General features: G+C 39.4%; 18 protein-coding genes and 1 tRNA gene. 14 read left to right on the top strand and 5 right to left on the bottom strand.

Annotated features, from left to right (window positions below; all coding sequences use genetic code 11):
* The first annotated feature begins 2 nt into the window (after positions 1 to 2).
* The 7 genes from IQ236_RS06540 (at position 3) to IQ236_RS06510 (ending at position 6,649) form a co-directional block, all read left to right on the top strand.
* Positions 3 to 881: a DNA/RNA non-specific endonuclease gene (locus tag IQ236_RS06540; protein ID WP_228041460.1), complete on the top strand. Its 879-nt coding sequence runs from the start codon at positions 3 to 5 to the stop codon at positions 879 to 881.
* Between the two features lie 306 nt (positions 882 to 1,187).
* Positions 1,188 to 1,925: an SIMPL domain-containing protein gene (locus IQ236_RS06535; RefSeq protein WP_193868505.1), complete on the top strand. Its 738-nt coding sequence runs from the start codon at positions 1,188 to 1,190 to the stop codon at positions 1,923 to 1,925.
* A 193-nt stretch (positions 1,926 to 2,118) separates the two neighbouring features.
* Positions 2,119 to 3,270: a glutamine-hydrolyzing carbamoyl-phosphate synthase small subunit gene (gene carA, locus IQ236_RS06530; RefSeq protein WP_193868504.1), complete on the top strand. Its 1,152-nt coding sequence runs from the start codon at positions 2,119 to 2,121 to the stop codon at positions 3,268 to 3,270.
* Positions 3,271 to 3,375: 105 nt separating this feature from the next.
* Positions 3,376 to 3,732 (top strand): STAS domain-containing protein, encoded by a 357-nt coding sequence (locus IQ236_RS06525; protein ID WP_072722175.1) that lies wholly within the window; start codon positions 3,376 to 3,378, stop codon positions 3,730 to 3,732.
* A gap of 144 nt (positions 3,733 to 3,876) precedes the next feature.
* Positions 3,877 to 4,275, top strand: coding sequence for a Mini-ribonuclease 3 (locus IQ236_RS06520; protein WP_190516497.1), 399 nt, complete (start codon positions 3,877 to 3,879; stop codon positions 4,273 to 4,275).
* 370 nt (positions 4,276 to 4,645) lie between these two features.
* Positions 4,646 to 5,944 (top strand): 23S rRNA (guanosine(2251)-2'-O)-methyltransferase RlmB, encoded by a 1,299-nt coding sequence (gene rlmB, locus IQ236_RS06515; RefSeq protein ID WP_193868503.1) that lies wholly within the window; start codon positions 4,646 to 4,648, stop codon positions 5,942 to 5,944.
* Between the two features lie 423 nt (positions 5,945 to 6,367).
* Positions 6,368 to 6,649 (top strand): DUF1816 domain-containing protein, encoded by a 282-nt coding sequence (locus IQ236_RS06510; protein WP_190516499.1) that lies wholly within the window; start codon positions 6,368 to 6,370, stop codon positions 6,647 to 6,649.
* A gap of 23 nt (positions 6,650 to 6,672) precedes the next feature.
* Here IQ236_RS06510 and IQ236_RS06505 read toward each other — a convergent pair whose 3' ends face one another.
* On the bottom strand, positions 6,673 to 7,506 hold the full coding sequence (locus IQ236_RS06505; RefSeq protein ID WP_228041459.1) for an alpha/beta fold hydrolase: 834 nt from the start codon (positions 7,504 to 7,506) through the stop codon (positions 6,673 to 6,675).
* 455 nt (positions 7,507 to 7,961) lie between these two features.
* On the opposite strand from IQ236_RS06505, the gene IQ236_RS06500 reads away from it, so the two are divergent.
* The 3 genes from IQ236_RS06500 (at position 7,962) to IQ236_RS06490 (ending at position 11,010) form a co-directional block, all read left to right on the top strand.
* Complete coding sequence (locus tag IQ236_RS06500) at positions 7,962 to 8,828, top strand: XDD3 family exosortase-dependent surface protein (protein ID WP_193868502.1); 867 nt, start codon at positions 7,962 to 7,964, stop codon at positions 8,826 to 8,828.
* Between the two features lie 314 nt (positions 8,829 to 9,142).
* On the top strand, positions 9,143 to 9,319 hold the full coding sequence (locus IQ236_RS06495; RefSeq protein WP_193868501.1) for a hypothetical protein: 177 nt from the start codon (positions 9,143 to 9,145) through the stop codon (positions 9,317 to 9,319).
* Between the two features lie 101 nt (positions 9,320 to 9,420).
* Positions 9,421 to 11,010, top strand: coding sequence for a peptidoglycan-binding domain-containing protein (locus IQ236_RS06490; RefSeq protein WP_193868500.1), 1,590 nt, complete (start codon positions 9,421 to 9,423; stop codon positions 11,008 to 11,010).
* A gap of 106 nt (positions 11,011 to 11,116) precedes the next feature.
* Here the strand turns inward: IQ236_RS06490 and IQ236_RS06485 are convergent, their stop codons facing one another.
* Together IQ236_RS06485 and sigC are read right to left on the bottom strand one after the other, a co-directional pair.
* The gene (locus IQ236_RS06485) at positions 11,117 to 11,662 is read right to left on the bottom strand and encodes a transcriptional repressor (protein ID WP_190516504.1); all 546 of its coding nucleotides are present in this window, start codon (positions 11,660 to 11,662) and stop codon (positions 11,117 to 11,119) included.
* A 155-nt stretch (positions 11,663 to 11,817) separates the two neighbouring features.
* The gene (sigC, locus tag IQ236_RS06480) at positions 11,818 to 13,068 is read right to left on the bottom strand and encodes an RNA polymerase sigma factor SigC (protein ID WP_190516505.1); all 1,251 of its coding nucleotides are present in this window, start codon (positions 13,066 to 13,068) and stop codon (positions 11,818 to 11,820) included.
* Between the two features lie 597 nt (positions 13,069 to 13,665).
* Between sigC and psbZ the strand changes: the two genes are divergently transcribed.
* From psbZ to IQ236_RS06460, 4 genes are all read left to right on the top strand, one after another.
* Positions 13,666 to 13,857, top strand: coding sequence for a photosystem II reaction center protein PsbZ (gene psbZ / locus IQ236_RS06475; protein WP_072719225.1), 192 nt, complete (start codon positions 13,666 to 13,668; stop codon positions 13,855 to 13,857).
* Positions 13,858 to 13,953: 96 nt separating this feature from the next.
* Positions 13,954 to 14,523 (top strand): 6,7-dimethyl-8-ribityllumazine synthase, encoded by a 570-nt coding sequence (gene ribH, locus IQ236_RS06470; RefSeq protein WP_193868499.1) that lies wholly within the window; start codon positions 13,954 to 13,956, stop codon positions 14,521 to 14,523.
* A gap of 93 nt (positions 14,524 to 14,616) precedes the next feature.
* A tRNA-Gly gene (locus tag IQ236_RS06465) sits at positions 14,617 to 14,688 on the top strand.
* A gap of 177 nt (positions 14,689 to 14,865) precedes the next feature.
* Positions 14,866 to 15,090 carry a type II toxin-antitoxin system HicB family antitoxin gene (locus IQ236_RS06460; RefSeq protein WP_193868498.1) on the top strand — a complete coding sequence of 75 codons (225 nt, stop codon included), beginning with the start codon at positions 14,866 to 14,868 and terminating at the stop codon, positions 15,088 to 15,090.
* An 84-nt stretch (positions 15,091 to 15,174) separates the two neighbouring features.
* On the opposite strand, the gene IQ236_RS06455 is transcribed toward IQ236_RS06460, so the two are convergent.
* Positions 15,175 to 16,326, bottom strand: a complete 1,152-nt coding sequence (locus IQ236_RS06455; RefSeq protein ID WP_193868497.1) for a hypothetical protein — start codon at positions 16,324 to 16,326, stop codon at positions 15,175 to 15,177.
* 57 nt (positions 16,327 to 16,383) lie between these two features.
* Positions 16,384 to 17,514 (bottom strand): hypothetical protein, encoded by a 1,131-nt coding sequence (locus IQ236_RS06450; protein WP_193868496.1) that lies wholly within the window; start codon positions 17,512 to 17,514, stop codon positions 16,384 to 16,386.
* Between the last annotated feature and the right edge of the window lie 383 nt (positions 17,515 to 17,897).

Here is a 17,897-nt window from a genome sequence, read left to right as displayed (position 1 = left end):
CCATGAATAATATTATTATGACTTTATTGATTAATTTTAAAATTATTTCTACAAAAAACAAATCCAAAGATAGAAATAAATTAAATATTTTACAAAGATTTAGTATCGGGTTTGCTGCTGTATTAACATTAACGGGATGTCAAATTCTGTTTAAACCCCCCACAGCCTCAGATATTCATCTGAAACTGGGCAACCCTAGTCAAGCAACGGCTGATCCTCAAAATTCAACTAATTTTTTGATCGAAAGACCTGAATTTGTTTTATCTTATAATAGCAAAACTGGAACCGCCAATTGGGTGAGTTGGCAACTGAATCAATCTTGGTTAGGAACGGCTAAACGCCAAAATAATTTGAGACACGATGATAATTTACCTCAAGGATGGTATCAAGTTAAACCCAATGATTATCGGGGAACAGGTTATGATCGAGGTCATTTAGTTCCCTCTGGCGATCGCACTAATACCCCTGAACATAATAGTGCTACATTTATTCTGACTAATATTATTCCCCAAGCTCCAGAATTAAATCGAGGTATTTGGAGTAATTTAGAACAATACTGTCGAGATCTAGCTCAACACGGAAAAGAATTGTATATTATTGCCGGGGTTTCTGGTAAAGATAAAACCATTGCCAAAGGAAATATAACTGTTCCTGAATGGAATTGGAAAGTGATTGTTATTTTAGATCAACCGAATCAAAAAATAACGGAAAATACCCGTGTTATTGCCGTAAAAATTTCAAATTCAAAGAATTTAATAAATAAATGGAAGTATTATCGGGTTTCTGTTGATGATATTGAAGCCAATACAGGTTTAGATTTATTAAGTAATATTCCTAAAAATATTCAAGATAAATTAGAGCGTCAAGTTGATCATTTGTAACTCATTAACCTAAATACAGACGCGCTATTGAACCTCAAATACAGACGCGCCATGCAAATACAGACGCGCCATGCAAATACAGACGCGCCATGCAAATACAGACGCGCCATGCAAATACAGACGCGCCATGCAAATACAGACGCGCCATGCAAATACAGACGCGCCATGGCGCGTCTCTACGGAGATCATCCCGAATTTGAGGATAATTGAGCGAAATCGAGGAACAGCCAGGGTAGAAACAACTTCTACATAAGAAGCTACTATCCTGATGGTTATACCCCTTTCGCACTTGAGAGAACGTCTACAATGTCCTTAAATCAATCTTCTAGTTGTATTAATCCTTGGAGCCTGATTACTGCATTATCCTTAAGTTTAGGATTAGTTAGCATCCCCTTCATTGCTCCTGTTTTTGCCCAAGAACAACGGCTTAGAACTCTAAGCGTCAGTGGGGAAGGTGTAGTAACGATCCCAACCACCCAAACCCAAGTTCAGTTAGGAGTTGAAGTCTTAGGGAAAACCGCCGAAGAAGTGCAAACCGAAGCCGCCAGACGAACAAATGCAGTGATAGAATTACTGCGATCGCGCAATGTTGAGAAACTGGAAACCACCGGAATTCGCCTCAATCCCACCTACAGTTATACTAACGATCAACAACGCTTAACCGGCTATTCTGCCACCAATACCGTCAGTTTCAAATTAAAAACCGAAAACGTCGGCAGTTTATTAGATGATGCTGTTAAAGCCGGGGCGACCCGTATTGATGGGGTGAGTTTCGTCGCTTCCGATGCTGAAATTAACGCCGCTCAACAACAAGCTTTAAAACTCGCCACCCAAGAAGCAGAACGTCAAGCCAATGCCGTTTTAGGCGCCTTGAATTTAACCCGTCGAGAAATTATCGGCATTCAAGTTAATAATGCTAGTGTTCCTGTCCCCATGCCTGTCATGTATAAAGCAGACGCGATGGCACCAGCAGCCCCCCCTACTCCCGTTGTCGGAGGAGAACAACAAGTTAGAGCCTCCGTCACCCTGCAAATTAGTTATTAGAAAGTCAGTTCAATTTACCCCTTTTCCCTATTGCCTATTGCCCATTCGTAATTCGTAATTCGTAATTCGTAATTCCTAATTCCCTATTCCCTAAAGTCAGGTAATGACAACACAGGACAAGATCTATGCGTCAGTTCCGAGAATGTCTGGAATAATATTGAGGTGATTTCAGATTAAAGGTAGACCAAATCCAATGTCCCTGACCTCTGCACAACCTGCTTTACTTGTCCTGGCTGATGGAACCACCTATACAGGCTGGTCATTCGGCGCTCCAGGAACCGTCATTGGGGAAGTTGTCTTTAATACGGGTATGACCGGATATCAAGAAGTATTGACTGATCCCAGCTATTGTGGACAAATTGTCACCTTTACCTATCCAGAGTTGGGCAATACTGGGGTTAACCCTGATGATGAAGAATCCGCTTTTCCCCATGTTCGAGGGGCTATCGCGCGTAATATTTGTCACCGTCCCAGTAATTGGCGTTCCACTCAGTCCTTACCTGACTATTTAAAACAGCACAATATTCCCGGTATTTACGGAATTGATACCCGCGCTCTGACTCGGAAAATCCGTACTGTTGGAGCCATGAATGGGGCGATTTCTACGGAAATTTTAGATCCGGGGGAACTGCGAAATCTAGTCGAACAAGCTCCTAGTATGTCCGGGTTGAACTTGGTGAAAGAAGTTACAACCCCAGAAGCCTATGAATGGTTAGAACCTACGGAAACCGCTTGGGAGTTTAGTGACTCCGCCTGTCGGGATGAACAACCCCGTTATACGGTTGTCGCCTTAGACTTTGGGGTAAAACGCAATATTCTGCGGCGGTTAGCCAGTTATGGCTGTCGAGTGATTGTTGTTCCATCTCATACCTCCCCGGAAGAGATTCTCAAATACAATCCCGATGGGATTTTCCTATCTAATGGCCCTGGTGATCCATCCGCCGTTACCGAAGGGATTAACACCACAAAAGCCTTAGTTAAGGCTGACAAACCCGTGTTTGGGATTTGTATGGGTCATCAAATTTTAGGGTTATCCTTGGGGGCTGAAACCTTTAAGCTTAAATTTGGTCATCGAGGTTTAAATCAACCGGCTGGTTTAGCACAACAACAAGTTGAAATTACCAGCCAAAATCATGGGTTTGCGATTGATCCTGATACCATTGCTGAGGATGTACAAATTACTCACCTCAATTTGAATGATCGTACCGTTGCGGGATTAAAACACAAAACTTTACCTTTGTTTTCCGTTCAATATCACCCGGAAGCCAGTCCTGGCCCCCATGATGCTGACTATTTGTTTGAACGTTTTGTTCAAGCGATGCAACACCAGAAAGAACAAAATTAAACGGCTCTGTCCCTCCTAATTCAGTAGACATTTTATTAAAAAGCCCTTATACTAGATCGGCGATGTCAAGTTCTATGTAGTTAGGAGGGTATCATTCCTGAGCAACTGAATTTAACCGTGAGCCTTCGGGGTACACGGGATACTAAAGACAATTATCAACTCTTTCGCCTCACTGGATTGATGGATGCTTTCTCAGAAGGCACCTTTCGTAAAGTGGTGGGTAAATATATTGAAAAAGGCCCCAAGCACATAATATTGGATCTCTCTCAGATAGATTTTGTAGACAGTTCGGGATTAGGGGCGCTCGTGCAGCTTGTGAAAAAAGCGCAAAGTAGCGGCGGAACTTTACAGATTGTTTCCAATCCTCGTGTAACTCAAACTGTTAAATTGGTTCGCTTGGAAAAGTTTCTCTCTTTACAGCCATCTGTAGACGATGCGATCGAGAACGTGAAAAATGCCTAGGTGTGAGAGTCGATTGGGTCGTATCTATACCCCGATCAGGTGAGGATGCCGAGTCAATGGGATAAGGTAAGGGTGAAACGGTTTTTACGACTATTTTTTAACGACTAGCTAGTTCCCTCTGGTTAGTCTCTACCTCTGGATCAAATGCTTCATCAAAGCCTATCACCAGAACAAGTTCAACGGATTTCTCCAGGATCTTGGGCCTATTTAGGAGATGCCGTTTATGAACTTTATATTCGTAGTTTTTATCTGATGCCCCCAAAGCGATCGCATCTTTATCATCAGTTAGTGGTGTCTCAAGTTCGTGCAGAAAGCCAAGCTCGTCACTTGCGATCGCTAGAACCTCACCTCACTGAACCTGAATTAGAAATTTTGAACCGGGGTCGAAATGCAGCTTTTGGACGTCCCAAAAGACTCGATCCCAAAACTTACCAACAAGCCACTAGCTTAGAAGCTTTATTTGGGTATTTGTATTTAACGAATCCGCAACGTTTAGAGGAATTGTTTAATTATCTTGAGCTTGATTCTGAAGAAGGAGAATGACTCATAAGCTGTTACTCTAACAACTGATTGTTAAGATCGGGTCTGGGGAATCAAGCACCATTGAATTGAATGAGAGAGTCGCTTATTGAATCAGGTTCAGAACAGATATTCAGCTTAAACTAAAGCTTAGTTGAGGATACTATTAATTGGGATCAACAACCGTATTCTTCAATCAGAAACCTAGTTAGTTCGTAAATTTCTGGTTATCTAATCTACGATTTTTGATCAGAAATTGGGTTACTTTGAAGTTGTCCTATTGTAATAGAGTTCAAATTTTATTAAGAGGTTCTCATCAGAACATACACGCTGATTTTCTCTTCTAGTATTGATTTCAATTAGCAACGTTTATCAAATAATCTCACAAGGAATTATGCCAAAATTTAGTCGTTCTAACTCTCCATCAAGATCTTCTAAAAAACCATCCAATCGGTTTAAATCGGGAGAACGAGACAACAATAAATCTTCTCGATTCTCAGATGATAGAAAGCCTTCTCGATTCTCAGATGATAGAAAGCCTTCTCGATTCTCAGATGATAGAAAGCCTTCTCGATTCTCAGATGATAGAAAGCCTTCTCGATTCTCAGATGATAGAAAACCTTCTCGATTCTCAGATGATAGAAAACCTTCTCGATTCTCAGATGATAGAAAACCTTCTCGATTCTCAGATGATAGAAAATCTTACCGTTTTTCCGATGAACAATCTGACAACTATCGGAAATATGCTCAAGACAGAAAGGAATCTTTTGCTAGTTCTCAACCTGAACAACTAACACGAGAAAAACCGAGTAAGTTCTTAGATGAACGTCAACCTCAGACCCACAGACATTCCTTACCTGCTCCTCATAAAAGTCAACGATTTATTGAAGAGAGCAAACCAGAATTTACAGATGAATCTGTAGAGTATTTTGATGTTGAAAATGAGTTAATCTATGGACGACGTACCGTTCAATCGGCTTTAGAAAATGAGCGATCGCTGAGTCGAATTTGGGTGGTTTCTCAACTCAAATCCGATCCCCGATTTTTCGGATTATTACAAACAGCAAAAGCCAACGGTGCCATCCTCAATGAAGTCACCTATCAACGCTTAGATCAAGTTACCCAAGGCGCTAATCATCAAGGCATAGCGGCTCAAATTTCCCCCTATACCTATAAAGACCTGAATGAGTTAATCGAAATTGCTCAAGCTGCAAGTTCTCAACCTGTGATTATTGTTGCTGATGGAATTCAAGATCCCCATAATTTAGGAGCAATTATTCGCACAGCAGAAGCCATTGGTGCTCAAGGTTTAATTGTGCCTCAACGCCGTGCAGTTGGTGTCACCTCAACGGTAATGAAAGTTGCAGCAGGTTCATTAGAAACTTTTCCCGTCACGAGAGTCGTCAATCTCAGCCGTGCTTTAGAAGACTTAAAAGCAGCCGGATTTTGGATTTATGGCACTTCCGCCACGGCTACAGAAACCTTACCAACGGTAAAATTTAATGGGGCGATCGCTTTAGTTGTTGGTAATGAAGGAGAAGGATTAAGCCATTTAATTGAACAAAACTGTGATGTTTTAGTGTCGATCCCTTTGTCAGGAGAGACCGCCAGTTTAAATGTTTCCGTTGCAACCGGAATGGCACTGTACGAAATTTATCGTCAAAGGAATTTTCAAGCTTCCGATTTTAGTTGAAAAAAGGTATAAACGGATGCTCTGGGGTGATCATTGTTCAGATAAACTATTCAATGATAACCCCGTTTATTCTTGATTTCATGCCGATAGAGTTTTCCGGTCTGTTTCCCAACAATTGTTCTGTTTCCTTTTCCGAATAAATTTGACCTGAAACCCCCACTTGGAAACTCTTGCTCCGGTGTTCTGATTGATTAAAAGATTTGTTTAAGGCTAAAATTTCTGGAATCAGGGTTGATTTCTACAGATAGAGATTCTGCTCGGTTGATTGAAAAAATAAAGACAACAGAGTATAACAAAATGTGAAGGTTTTTTAAGACTTAGGTTGAAGTTTATACCTAGTCTGTAAATTCTAACTCATCCGTTAGAATTCCTTCTCAGAATTTTATTGATACAACTTCAGAATCCACTGCATTGATCATGAATATGAAAGAACTTCTAATTAGCTGGCTTAACGCTTTTGGGTTCGCGTTTTGGGTAGAAATTTTGACAGAAACCCCAAACTGCACCTACTATTTCGGGCCATTTATGACCCAACAAGAAGCTCAAACGTCTCAATTCGGTTATCTCGAAGATCTCGAAGCCGAAGGCGCACAAGGAATTAAAGTTAGCATTAAACGGTGTAAACCGAATACCCTAACGATTGCAGAAGATTTGGGAAATAGAGTTGAACAATGGATTATTCCGGCTCTCTCTGGACAGCCTTAATCTATTGCTCTACCGATTATGACCTAACCTACATGGGTATGGTACTGACGACGGGGAAGATATTCGGTCAGCCAATTATCAATATCAGTAAGTACCGTTTGAGGAATTTCCCAAGGGAATAGATGAGCAGTATTCGGATAAGAATAAAACTGAGAATAACGTAAATATTCTGCGGTTTCTTGACTGGATTTAGCAGTGATATGGCGATCGCATTCTCCCGCTAAAACTAAACAAGGACAGTCTATCTGTTGTAAATGTTCTAAACGATTATAGCTTAATCTTAAGGCTTGATTTAAAGCTTGAGTGGCTAACCCAGAGGTTTGCAGAAAAGCGGGAACGGCTTCTTGTGCTAAATAGTGGTAAGCAATAGCATGATGTTGTTGAATTAAATAGCGAAATAGCGATCGCTTTCCCAACAGTTCAATATTCCATCGCCAACTCGGAAATACCCAATTAATCAGTCCGGCTAAACCGGTATAAACATAATCTAACCCAGAAATCGGAGGATGATTTCCTCTAGGTCTGGCGGCGGACGCAATTAAAATTAAACCCTTAACGTTTTCGGGAAATTTTAATGCTAATTCTAAGGCTAAAATTCCTCCTAATGACCATCCTAAAATCACACATTGCTCCAGATCAAAGTTTTGAAAAAGTGCTTCTAAATCTTGTAAATGATCTTCCATCTCAAACGGCTGACGGGTGCGACTTTTTCCATACCCTCTTAAGTCTGGTGCTAGAGTGAGATATTGTTGTGAAAGATGGTTTGTAAACACAGACATACATTGACTAGAACCGGGATGTCCATGTAAACAAATAATCGGGAACCCTTGACCTTTAATTTGGGTATTTAACCGCAACTCTTAACCTCCTTCATGGGTTTCCTATACATTAACATTAAGTTAATCCATGAGAGGGACAGCTTGAGATGATAACTTATTAATATTGAACTACTCAGAATTTGAATCCGTAATAACACGGATAAAATTGATCTTTGTTATTGAAAAGTTAAATTTCAAGAAAAATTATCAGTATTTTCTCTTGATTTTAGATTCTTAGATATAGCAGGGAACAGAGACGAAAAGACTTCACTGTAAAGCTTTCAGCATCACTCTTTGTAATAATAGGTCTGGTGAATGCTATAATTTATCTAAGGGAGTAAAAGTAAAAAAATTGATCCAGCTAGAATTTTATTATTTTTACAAAGACTTTACAAATTTTGGGGTTTTCAACATCAAACCTTTAACAACAATTTACTATAGTGTATTTATCGAAAAGAAAAAAGCGCAATCCCTAATCACCCAGGAGTTAACGTATGAAAACTTCAACCCTGAAAAAATTAATCGGAACGACAGTAGCCAGTCTTTGTTTCGTATCTGTAAACGGTCTTCCTGCTGTTGCTGGACAACTCCATAATGGATGGAACTACGGAATTGATTCCTTTATCGATGGATCTGGCGGTGAATCCTTTAATATTAGAGGAATTGCAATTAAAGAAACCAGCGATAGTATCTTTGTTGCACTCACAGGTGGAACTCCTCTGACGGGTGTGTATGACTCGGTAGCAGCTGATAAAAATATTGGTTGGGGCGATTTATTCTTAAACTTCACTAACAAAAACTTTACAACGGCTAGCAGTCAAAAGAGCTTATTTGGAGTTCGTTTTGCGGGAATGAATGACTCCGGCGTTGCCACAACCGGGCTATATGGTAACGTAAAAGGAGCCAGCGTTACCAGTGTAAATCATGGCTACAACAGCTTAAAACAGTATTACGGTTCTGGATTCGATAAAGCCAACACCCAAGGTACTGACATTGCTACCAAAGCTGCTGCTTACAGTTATTTTGGTGAAACAACACCAATTCTGAATGTGATTGACTCTGGCGCGACCCAATTAGGTGGTATTGTAAATCTGTCTGCTACAGCCTTACAAAATCAAGGACTTGACTTTGGATTCTTCAACGCTAAAGGATCACAAACTCTAGGTTTTAGCTTCAATAAATCCGATTTAGGACTCGCCGATGGTAACTATGACTATATTGCTAGTATTTTCCTAGAATGTGGCAATGATGGTGTTGCTCTCAAGGGCGGAGTTTCTGTTCCTGAACCGGGTAGTCTTGCGGGTTTAGCGTTGGTTGGTTTAACTGTACTCGGTAGCCGACTGAGCAAACGTCAATCTTAATCAACCAGAACGGAGGTTAAATTAAGATTGGGTGATAAGGGTGCAGCTTTAATGCTTTTAATTGATATGACTAAAAAACGCTTAAGGGGCTATTCTGAATTAGGAATAGTCCCTTAAATTTTAATAGTTGTTATAGCACTACTTGAACACCGAACACCGAACACCGAACAGGGGTAACTATACAAATTGATTAAGAAAAGTATCCAAATTTAAAGCTTAATTGCAATTTCAGTCAAAACTAATAAAATTTTTCAGTCTAAGTGATAGGGTTAAAGCCATTCAAACATCAGGCTTTAATCTTACTCACCTAGATTATGAACCCCAAACCTTCACAACGCGATCCCCTAGAATCAGCCGTCACCGCAGCATTAGGCGCGGGTGTAGCCACTTCTTTTGCGGTAAGTCAAGGTCAAAGTCCTTGGGTTGCTTTAGGAATTACAGCCTTTGCTGCGATTATTGCGTTAATTTGCGATCGCGCCGGGCTAGTTTAAACCTCACTTTTAACCCTGATCTACAATGGGGGAAACAAACCCTTCCAAAAAGAATTTTGTGGAAGGTTTAAATTGATGAATAATGTTTCCCCCCAAAAACCATGATTGAATCCTATGCGTTTCTGGCCTTAGCGTTAACCTATGAAGATCCAACTTCTGATCCATTCCCAGGATTGAATGACGTTAATTGGAAAAAGCTTTCCAGTCAAACCTACCGCTACTTTCTCGGTTTAGCGGTAGCTGTTTCAGTCTTAACCGTCGCCCAAACCGCCCAAGCTTTGGTAATGTCTGGAGATTCGGGAACCCAAGTCAGACAAATTCAAGAGCGCTTACAAGAACTGGGCTATTTTAATGCGAATGCTACAGGTTATTTTGGCAGTCTGACTCAAGATGCGGTGATTCGCTTTCAACGAAATTACGGTTTATCCGCCGATGGAATTGTAGGCCCCCAAACACTCAGAGCTTTGGGATTAGTCACCACTGACCCCTCTAATCCTGGTAGTAATCGAGACTTAATTGGCTTGGGACGGGGAGATAGTGGCCCCGGTGTTTCGGACTTACAGAGACGGTTACAAACCTTGGGTTATTTGACCGTACAACCTACAGGTAGCTTTGGAACTGTGACGGAAAATGCGGTGATTCGACTCCAACAGGATTATAATATTCCGGCAACGGGTTTAGTAACAGAAGCTACCCTCGCCCTCCTCAACAGTACACCACAGCCACTCCCTGATATCTTACCGGGTACAACGTTACAACTGGGCGATTACGGATCTGCGGTTGCCACATTACAAGAAGCCCTACAAAACCTCGGCTTTTATGATGGCAGTATTACAGCATATTTTGATGATCAAACAGAAGTCGCTGTTCAACGGTTTCAACAAAGTCAAGGAATTCCGGCGACTGGAGTGGCTACATCCACAACATTAATGGCTTTAAACGCTTATGTTCCTGGGGTTCCCTCTAATCCTCAGTTTGATGATATTCTTCGATTAGGGAGCCAAGGCTCTGCTGTTCGGATATTACAAGGACGATTAATATCATTAGGATACTATACCGGAGCTATTGATGGCGTATTTGGTCAAACAACTCGACAAGCTGTGATTAACTTCCAACGCGCTTATGGTATTCAAGTGACCGGAGAAGTAGGGCCGACTACGGCTTTATATCTCGCTAGTGCCATCAACACTAACCGATCTGCTTCAGCAGTCACCCTTCCGATCCCGATTGTTCAACGTCCTATGTCTCCGGTTACTAATTCTTTATCGATGGTTTCTTTAGGGGATACAGGAACAGAAGTCAGAAAAATTCAACGACGTTTAAGGGAATTAAACTATTATAATGGCCCCATTAATGGCTTTTTTGATACTACAACTCAAAATGCTTTAATGCGGTTTCAACAATCTGCTGGAATTACAGTCAACGGAATTGCTGGCCCAACAACTCAAACCTATTTATTTAATCCTCGACCCGTTTCTGCAACCCCCACTCGTACCGTTGTTGTTGTAGAAATGGCTCCCCCTGTTTCCCGTTTAACCAACATTCAACAGTTGCAACAAACATTAAGAATTCAGGGACTTTATAATGGCCCTATTAATGGAATTTATGATCGTTCAACACAACAAGCTGTTGCACAAGCCAGAGCCTTTTATGGGCCTAGTGCAGATACCGTTCTATTTGGAGGACTATAAATAGTAACTCCTTTTGACAATAATTACACGGATTGAATATAGATTTTAATAAGTCTTATCTTTTCCTCATCCTCGTAATTCAATCCCGGCAATCCGTGTAATCCATTTAATCGGTGATCCCATCTTCCATTAATTCAAAATCCATTTCAGAAGCACAATCTGCGATCGCTTTAGAACAAGTCCAATTACTAGAAATTAGCGACGGCCAACCCATGCGTAAAGCTTCATGGCAAATCGTATGAATCGTTAATTGACAATCTAATAAATGAAACCCCGATTTCTCCGCTTGCTTCATGCTGGTTTTAGAAATGGAATCATTTTTAAATTCAATAGTTTTATTACACTGAACACAAACTAAATGATGATGGTGATGGGGATAAGGTTGATTAATTTCATAATGTTTATGGCCTTCAGCTAATTCCAATTCCCGTAAAATTCCCATCCGGGCCATTAACTTCAAAGTGCGATAAATTGTTGATAAACTAATCGCTTCTCCTCGGCTTTTCAATAAATTGTACAGATCCTCCGCACTTAAATGATTTCCTTTCGGTAAATTCTGAAAGACCTGCAAAATCGTTTCCCGTTGGGGAGTTAACCGCCAGCCTTTATCATTGAGTTCGGATTTAAACGAGACTGCTGTATATAAAGCCATACGTTAAACTGTTTTCAATAAAGCTTGCATACTGACAATAATACACAACAAATTTCCTAATTGTCAAAAAAAACCAGCTATTGAAAATAACTGGCTGAAGAGTTCAGGGTAACAGATTTTAAAGTCTGACTGCGGACGGCTCTGGCGTTCTCAGATTAGCTCAGGGACTCCAGATAATCCCGAACCCGGTTACGACGTTTCGGTTGGCGTAGTTTTTGCAACGCTTTCGCTTCAATTTGGCGAACTCGCTCCCGTGATAACTCTAGCGCTCGGCCAATTTCAGCCAAGGAATAGGGATGACCGTCTCCTAACCCATAGCGCATCAGAATCACATCCCGCTCCCGACTGGTTAAATCCGCCAACAGGTGTTGTAAATCCCGATGCAAAGATTCTCGCATCAGTAATTCTTCCGGTGTCACCTCTTCGGTTTCTAATAAATCCCCTAATTCTGTATCTTTATCCGTCCCGACTTTCGTTTCTAAAGAAACAGAACGAGGAACCCGTAACAAGACTTCTCGCACTTGAATCGGAGTCATCTCTAACTCTGCTGCAATATCATCAATGGTAGCAGTACGACCTTTTTCTTGAGAAATTTTTCGTTGGGCTTTTTTAATTTTGTTGAGTTTTTCGGTAATATGAACGGGTAAACGAATTGTGCGGCTTTGGGTTGCGATCGCCCGCGTAATGCCTTGACGAATCCACCAATAAGAATAGGTGCTAAACCGATATCCCCGTGTGGGGTCAAACTTTTCAACAGCCCGTTCTAGTCCTAAAGTTCCTTCTTGAATTAAATCGAGAAGTTCTAAACCCCTATTTTGATATTTTTTCGCCACCGAAACCACTAAACGCAGATTGGCTTTAATCATCTGGTCTTTGGATTTTAGACCCTCGGCTTGAATTTTATCCAATTCTTCAACGGTTAAACCCACAATCTCCGCCCAACGTCGTTTCCCGGCGGCTAAAATTGGCTTCAGTTCAGTCACATCAACCCCCCCTGTTGTCGCCCATCGTTCTAAAGACGGACGATGACCTAACTGGGCGGATAACTGATCCCGGGTTTTAATCAGACGCACATAAACGTTGATTACACCTTCTTCTTGGCTGGCTGCATTATCCCGTAATTCAACTAACCTCAGATAACGCTGAACTTTTTGAGCTTCTGATACTTCTTCATCTCGTCCTAACAGACGAACTCGACCTATTTCTTGAAGATACAGTCGAACCAAATCCGTTGTGCGACGATTCACTGATTTCTGGAGTTTAGCGTCGCTGGCATCCTCTATATCCAGATCAATTAAATCATCCACATCAGACTCCAGGTGATTATTTATAAGATCTTCAGGTTCAGAATAGCCCTCAAAAGGCTGGTTCGAGTTATTGTCGGCATAGATTTTAGTGGCTGGCATAGTTTCTATCTCAGTTGATCTGGATAATTGAGAGGCTGCACTTACGGGGATTAGCTAACCAAGGAGATGCCCACTGCTGAATGACGAACTATCAAGGTTCTCAGTTCCCTTCTATAACTTATACTGCCCAAGAATCTATCGTTTTAGGTCAAGCCTAGAAAACAATTCGATCATGGGCATTGACAAGCAAAAGGAGTAAGATCAGGTTAGCAATATTTATTTTTAAATGACTGCCTTGCTAGTTAGTATATTGGTTAGTATAGGAATAAGCTGGCATTTTAAAAGTGATTCCGGTCAAACCCTCAATTAATTGTCATCACCTCTTACAAGCGCTTCAGATCACTACAGATATATTTTGTCTTTTTTGTTACAAAACTTAATGTTTACGATGGACTGTTAACTGATTACCCATAACCCCTGTTTACCTTGTCTTCTGATGCCCTTGTCTTCCCGACTTCCCTCTTCCTGAGAGTAACAGCTTAACGACTTCTCAGAGGTGGCAATTTCTGGTAGTTTTAACTATGAACCGCTAAACAGGATTCGGTGAGCCTGTCAGCAGTATTTTTACTTACTGCCAAGTCAAGTTGGGAGAAAAAAATGTTAACAATTCTGTTTCAAGTTGTCCTTGCGGCACTGGTGATTTTATCTTTTGTGATGGTGGTGGGCGTTCCCTTTGCCTATGCCGCCCCTCAATATTGGAGCCAATCTAAGCCTTTGCTCTATGTGGGTTCTGGTCTTTGGTTCGCATTGGTCATTTTAGTAGGTGTATTAAACTACTTAGTAGTTTAATTCATTGGCGGAATTGGGGGTTAGAGAGTTTAGGACAATTCCCCTAAGCGATTTAACCTACAATTCCGCATGGATCTTTAAACAAAGGATAACAAGATGACGGTTTTTGAGGGGAATTTTACTCAAACAGACTCCCTACGGTTTGCGATGGTGATTGGTCGGTTTAATGATTTAATCACAACCAAATTATTAGAAGGGTGTCAAGATTGTTTAAAACGACATGGGATTGATCCTAATCCCCAGGGAACACAGGTTGATTATGTTTGGGTTCCAGGGAGTTTTGAGATTCCATTAGTCGCCCATCAGTTGGCCTTAACCCGTCGCTATGATGCGATTATTTGTTTAGGGGCTGTAATTAAGGGACAAACCCCCCATTTTGATTATGTCTCGGCGGAAGTCTCGAAAGGGATTGCAGCAACGGCGTTTCAAACGGGTGTTCCGGTGATTTTTGGGGTGTTGACGACGGACACGATGCAGCAAGCCTTAGAACGAGCCGGAATTAAGGCCAATCACGGTTGGAACTATGCGATGGATGCGATTGAGATGGCAAATTTAATGCGTCAAATCAAGCAAAGTGCCAATGATTCTCATACAACGGTAGATTCTACAGCGATTTTGTCTGTCAGTGCCAGTCCAGCTTTAACAGGGGAAACCTTAAAACAGTAGCCAGAAATCCCTTAAACCGTAGGGTTAAAAAATTTTGGAATAGGGGTTGACAAATCTAAAGATTTTTGGAATCATAGAAAAGGTGAACGGTTTGCGGGTGTAGCTCAGTGGTAGAGCGTCACCTTGCCAAGGTGAATGTCGCGCGTTCGAATCGCGTCACCCGCTTAAAATTATAGAGTTGGTGCTTTAGCACCCTTACAACTCCTCAGATTAACTTTATCGAGTTAACTGGGGAGTTTTTATATTTATTCAAAAAACCTGGTTTTTTGTGTTCAGGGGTGTCAATAAAGTCTACATAAATGCTTTCAATCAACTTGCTAAAATTAAGGAGTATCAACAACAATGAAAAGCTCTTATACTATTATTATTCAATGGTCAGAAGCAGATCAGTGTTATGTGGTTAGTCTTCCTGAATGGGGAGAACATTGTCACACCCATGGGGATACCCATGAAGAAGCATTAAAAAATGCACAAGAAGTTTTAGAACTCCTGATAGAGTCGGCGATGAACAATCATGAGCCTTTACCCAAACCTCAACTTTTCGGAAAAACATTAGAGACAGTGTGAAAATTTATTAAAAATTTTGGCAATTTTGAATCAGAATCAATAAGCAAATAAGAGTATTAAAATAGTCATGTCGTTTTTACTAAATTAATCGCGATCAGGGATAATGTCTTCTCCAAACTCAGAAATCATGTCTTGATACACGCCATAGTTTTCTCTATAGAGATCTTGCATTTCTTCTTCTTGCATACGCACCACTCTCTTGCGAATAAATTCTGAATCTGATGAAAGACGTTCATGCTTTTCTGTTAACTTTTCAAAGGCTTCTTTTAATGTTTCTCCCGTCGCTTTTATTGGTATGTCGAACTCTGCTTTTTCTATATATGTCTTTACAGTCCACTTAATATAAGAAGCATAAACAGCAACTGTAAATTCATATTGTTCAGATTCACAAAATAACTCGAATTCAATAGTGCTAGGATTAAAAATATTAATATACTTATGTTTAAAACTATCTATTTTGATATTTTTATCGTACTTATTACATTCATTTTTCATTTGCTCTATATTGACAGGAGTATCTGAATCAAATATGCAACGATTTGATTCAATATTCATTAAAAATAAATTTGCTCTTTGATTTTGATAATTGAAGTCAGCTTCTACAATATTTTCGCCAATACCTATTGTCGTATAGAAATCATTTATGTTGAATTTTGGGCTTCTGGAAAGAACCATCCATCCTTTTTCTCCCTCATGTTCGCAACAAATATATTGCTTGTAATACAATAGCTGGCTAGTTTCAAATTCATCAGCGTTTATTCTGTTCCATTTAATTTTTCTGCCACTATAATCTTCTAAATATTTTGCAGTTATCTCTTGTGGATTTAAAATTCTATATGGTGCAAAACAAGTATAATATGTGACTGTATTTGATGCTTTTTCTAAAAGACTATTTCTGTCGCAATTGTTAGATTCAATATATTGCTCTGTTAACTTTTTAAGACTCGGTATTTGCAGAAGATTTAATAAAATCAATCTTTGTCTTGTTTTGTCAATTTGAGAGTCAAAATAGTGATTAGGCAACCTGTCAGGATTTATAAAAAATGTTGATTTATTTCCCGTATTTAAATCAACCGATGGGTCGTATATAAAACAATATTTAATAAATCGATTCACAGGTATCTCACGTTGATTATTACGTTGACGATATCGTTCTGCACGAGACAAACCAGTTTCTTCTATATCGATATCGATATTAAAAATGGGTTCTTGAATTTTGTTTTCTTTATCAATCATGTTTCACACCATATTTAAGAACTTTGTGTAATTAATTTTGTTTACTTACTTACTAAATTAATCACGATCAGGGATAATGTCTTCTCCAAACTCTTCAATCAAATCATTGAAAAAAGCTTCGCCTTCTATAGCATCCATCATCAGATCTTCCTGTATTTCCTCATACTGTTTGAAAGAAACCATCATCTCTAATTGTTCATGGTTATTGATACATTCTTGATATCTTGATTCACATATATCAAGAGCTTCTTCCAATGTTTCTGCTTCACCTATAAATTCGAGATTAACGGGATAGTTCCTATCGTCAACTTCAAGAATTCTTACAATTTCCCATGTTATATCTCCTCCAAAAACATTAAGGGTAAATTTATGAGTCTTTGATTGACATGATAATTTAAAATGAGATGACTCAATATATGAAAATCCACATTCATCGTAGGTAAATGTAACAGTATTGGGGTTGACAAGAGGGTCAATTTTTTTGCAAACATCAAACATTCGCTGCTTTGTCAAAGGAACTTTTTTATCAATAAAATAATTAATAGTTCTTTGGGAATTAGTAAATGTTTTTATTCGTGATTTATGAAATTCTAAATCCGCTTCTGGTAAAGTGTTTCCATAACCCATCATATCTTCTGGTGATTCTGCATATTCAATATTCTTTGTAGGTGTTTTTAAAATAAGCCAACGTTGAAATGTTTCATTGTCAACTGAACCACGAAAATGAGCATAAGTTTTAAAGCAATGTACTTGTGATTTTCTTAGCTTTTCCCAAGATGTATTTAATTTAGGTTTTTTAGAGAATCGATCTTCAATAATTTTAAGTGAATACTCTTTGGGCTTTTCAAAATAAAAAGGAGCATTACAAATAAATAATACACAATCTTCTACCTCTTGAATTGCACAGCCGATATCACTAAATTCATTAAATAAATTTATGATTTTACTATCTCGATTATATAGCTCATCAGCAAACAACACAGCAGCATGATCCATTAATTTTCCTGATTGCGTTGAAATCGTTGGATCGAAAATAGAGCAATATGTAATAAAGTCATCTAAAATTTTAAACTCAGGCTCTTTAAAAGGAAGTTCCGGTTTTGGTGTTAGTTTTGGTGTCGGTATTGGTTTGTTAAAAGTAAATTTTCTTTCCGGTTTTGGTTTGCCAAAATTATAAAAATTTCCCATTTTATTTTCCTTTTGAATTTTTATTTATTGACAATTTATTTCCTATGTCATCAATTACCTCAACGATAAACAAAATCTTCATACGTTTCTTTTAGAGCCTTTTTGATGCTGCCCTTTAACTTTTTTAGTTGTTTTCCAATATTCAGTCTAAAGGATGATTGACAAAGATCACACCTTAATTTTACGAAACTTATAAGTAAGATTCTTTAGATAACCTGGATTGCTTGCTATAGCTTTCACCTGGAAACCCTGAATATAAACTAATTTTAACCTTACACCTTCACAGTTTAAGGAGTTAATTTATAATCAAAAATTCATTCAAGCTGTTACACTTCTTTACAACGTTTCCCCTAGAACAACTTCATACTGCCCTGTGCCAGTTG

The organism is Planktothrix mougeotii LEGE 06226, assembly GCF_015207485.1.
Classification (GTDB): domain Bacteria; phylum Cyanobacteriota; class Cyanobacteriia; order Cyanobacteriales; family Microcoleaceae; genus Planktothrix.
The sequence above is the reverse complement of the archived record's forward strand: the minus strand, read 5'-3'. Positions and strand labels throughout refer to the sequence as shown.

What these genes read in the sequence shown, in the direction of transcription:
- IQ236_RS06540 (WP_228041460.1), top strand. Translation starts at nt 3, where the DNA reads ATGAATAATATTATTATGACTTTATTGATTAATTTTAAAATTATTTCT.
- sigC (WP_190516505.1), bottom strand. Translation starts at nt 13,068, where the DNA reads ATGCCAGCCACTAAAATCTATGCCGACAATAACTCGAACCAGCCTTTT.
- IQ236_RS06535 (WP_193868505.1), top strand. Translation starts at nt 1,188, where the DNA reads ATGTCCTTAAATCAATCTTCTAGTTGTATTAATCCTTGGAGCCTGATT.
- carA (WP_193868504.1), top strand. Translation starts at nt 2,119, where the DNA reads ATGTCCCTGACCTCTGCACAACCTGCTTTACTTGTCCTGGCTGATGGA.
- IQ236_RS06490 (WP_193868500.1), top strand. Translation starts at nt 9,421, where the DNA reads ATGATTGAATCCTATGCGTTTCTGGCCTTAGCGTTAACCTATGAAGAT.
- ribH (WP_193868499.1), top strand. Translation starts at nt 13,954, where the DNA reads ATGACGGTTTTTGAGGGGAATTTTACTCAAACAGACTCCCTACGGTTT.
- psbZ (WP_072719225.1), top strand. Translation starts at nt 13,666, where the DNA reads ATGTTAACAATTCTGTTTCAAGTTGTCCTTGCGGCACTGGTGATTTTA.
- IQ236_RS06460 (WP_193868498.1), top strand. Translation starts at nt 14,866, where the DNA reads ATGAAAAGCTCTTATACTATTATTATTCAATGGTCAGAAGCAGATCAG.
- IQ236_RS06450 (WP_193868496.1), bottom strand. Translation starts at nt 17,514, where the DNA reads ATGGGAAATTTTTATAATTTTGGCAAACCAAAACCGGAAAGAAAATTT.
- IQ236_RS06455 (WP_193868497.1), bottom strand. Translation starts at nt 16,326, where the DNA reads ATGATTGATAAAGAAAACAAAATTCAAGAACCCATTTTTAATATCGAT.
- IQ236_RS06520 (WP_190516497.1), top strand. Translation starts at nt 3,877, where the DNA reads ATGCTTCATCAAAGCCTATCACCAGAACAAGTTCAACGGATTTCTCCA.
- IQ236_RS06495 (WP_193868501.1), top strand. Translation starts at nt 9,143, where the DNA reads ATGAACCCCAAACCTTCACAACGCGATCCCCTAGAATCAGCCGTCACC.
- IQ236_RS06510 (WP_190516499.1), top strand. Translation starts at nt 6,368, where the DNA reads ATGAAAGAACTTCTAATTAGCTGGCTTAACGCTTTTGGGTTCGCGTTT.
- IQ236_RS06500 (WP_193868502.1), top strand. Translation starts at nt 7,962, where the DNA reads ATGAAAACTTCAACCCTGAAAAAATTAATCGGAACGACAGTAGCCAGT.
- rlmB (WP_193868503.1), top strand. Translation starts at nt 4,646, where the DNA reads ATGCCAAAATTTAGTCGTTCTAACTCTCCATCAAGATCTTCTAAAAAA.
- IQ236_RS06485 (WP_190516504.1), bottom strand. Translation starts at nt 11,662, where the DNA reads ATGGCTTTATATACAGCAGTCTCGTTTAAATCCGAACTCAATGATAAA.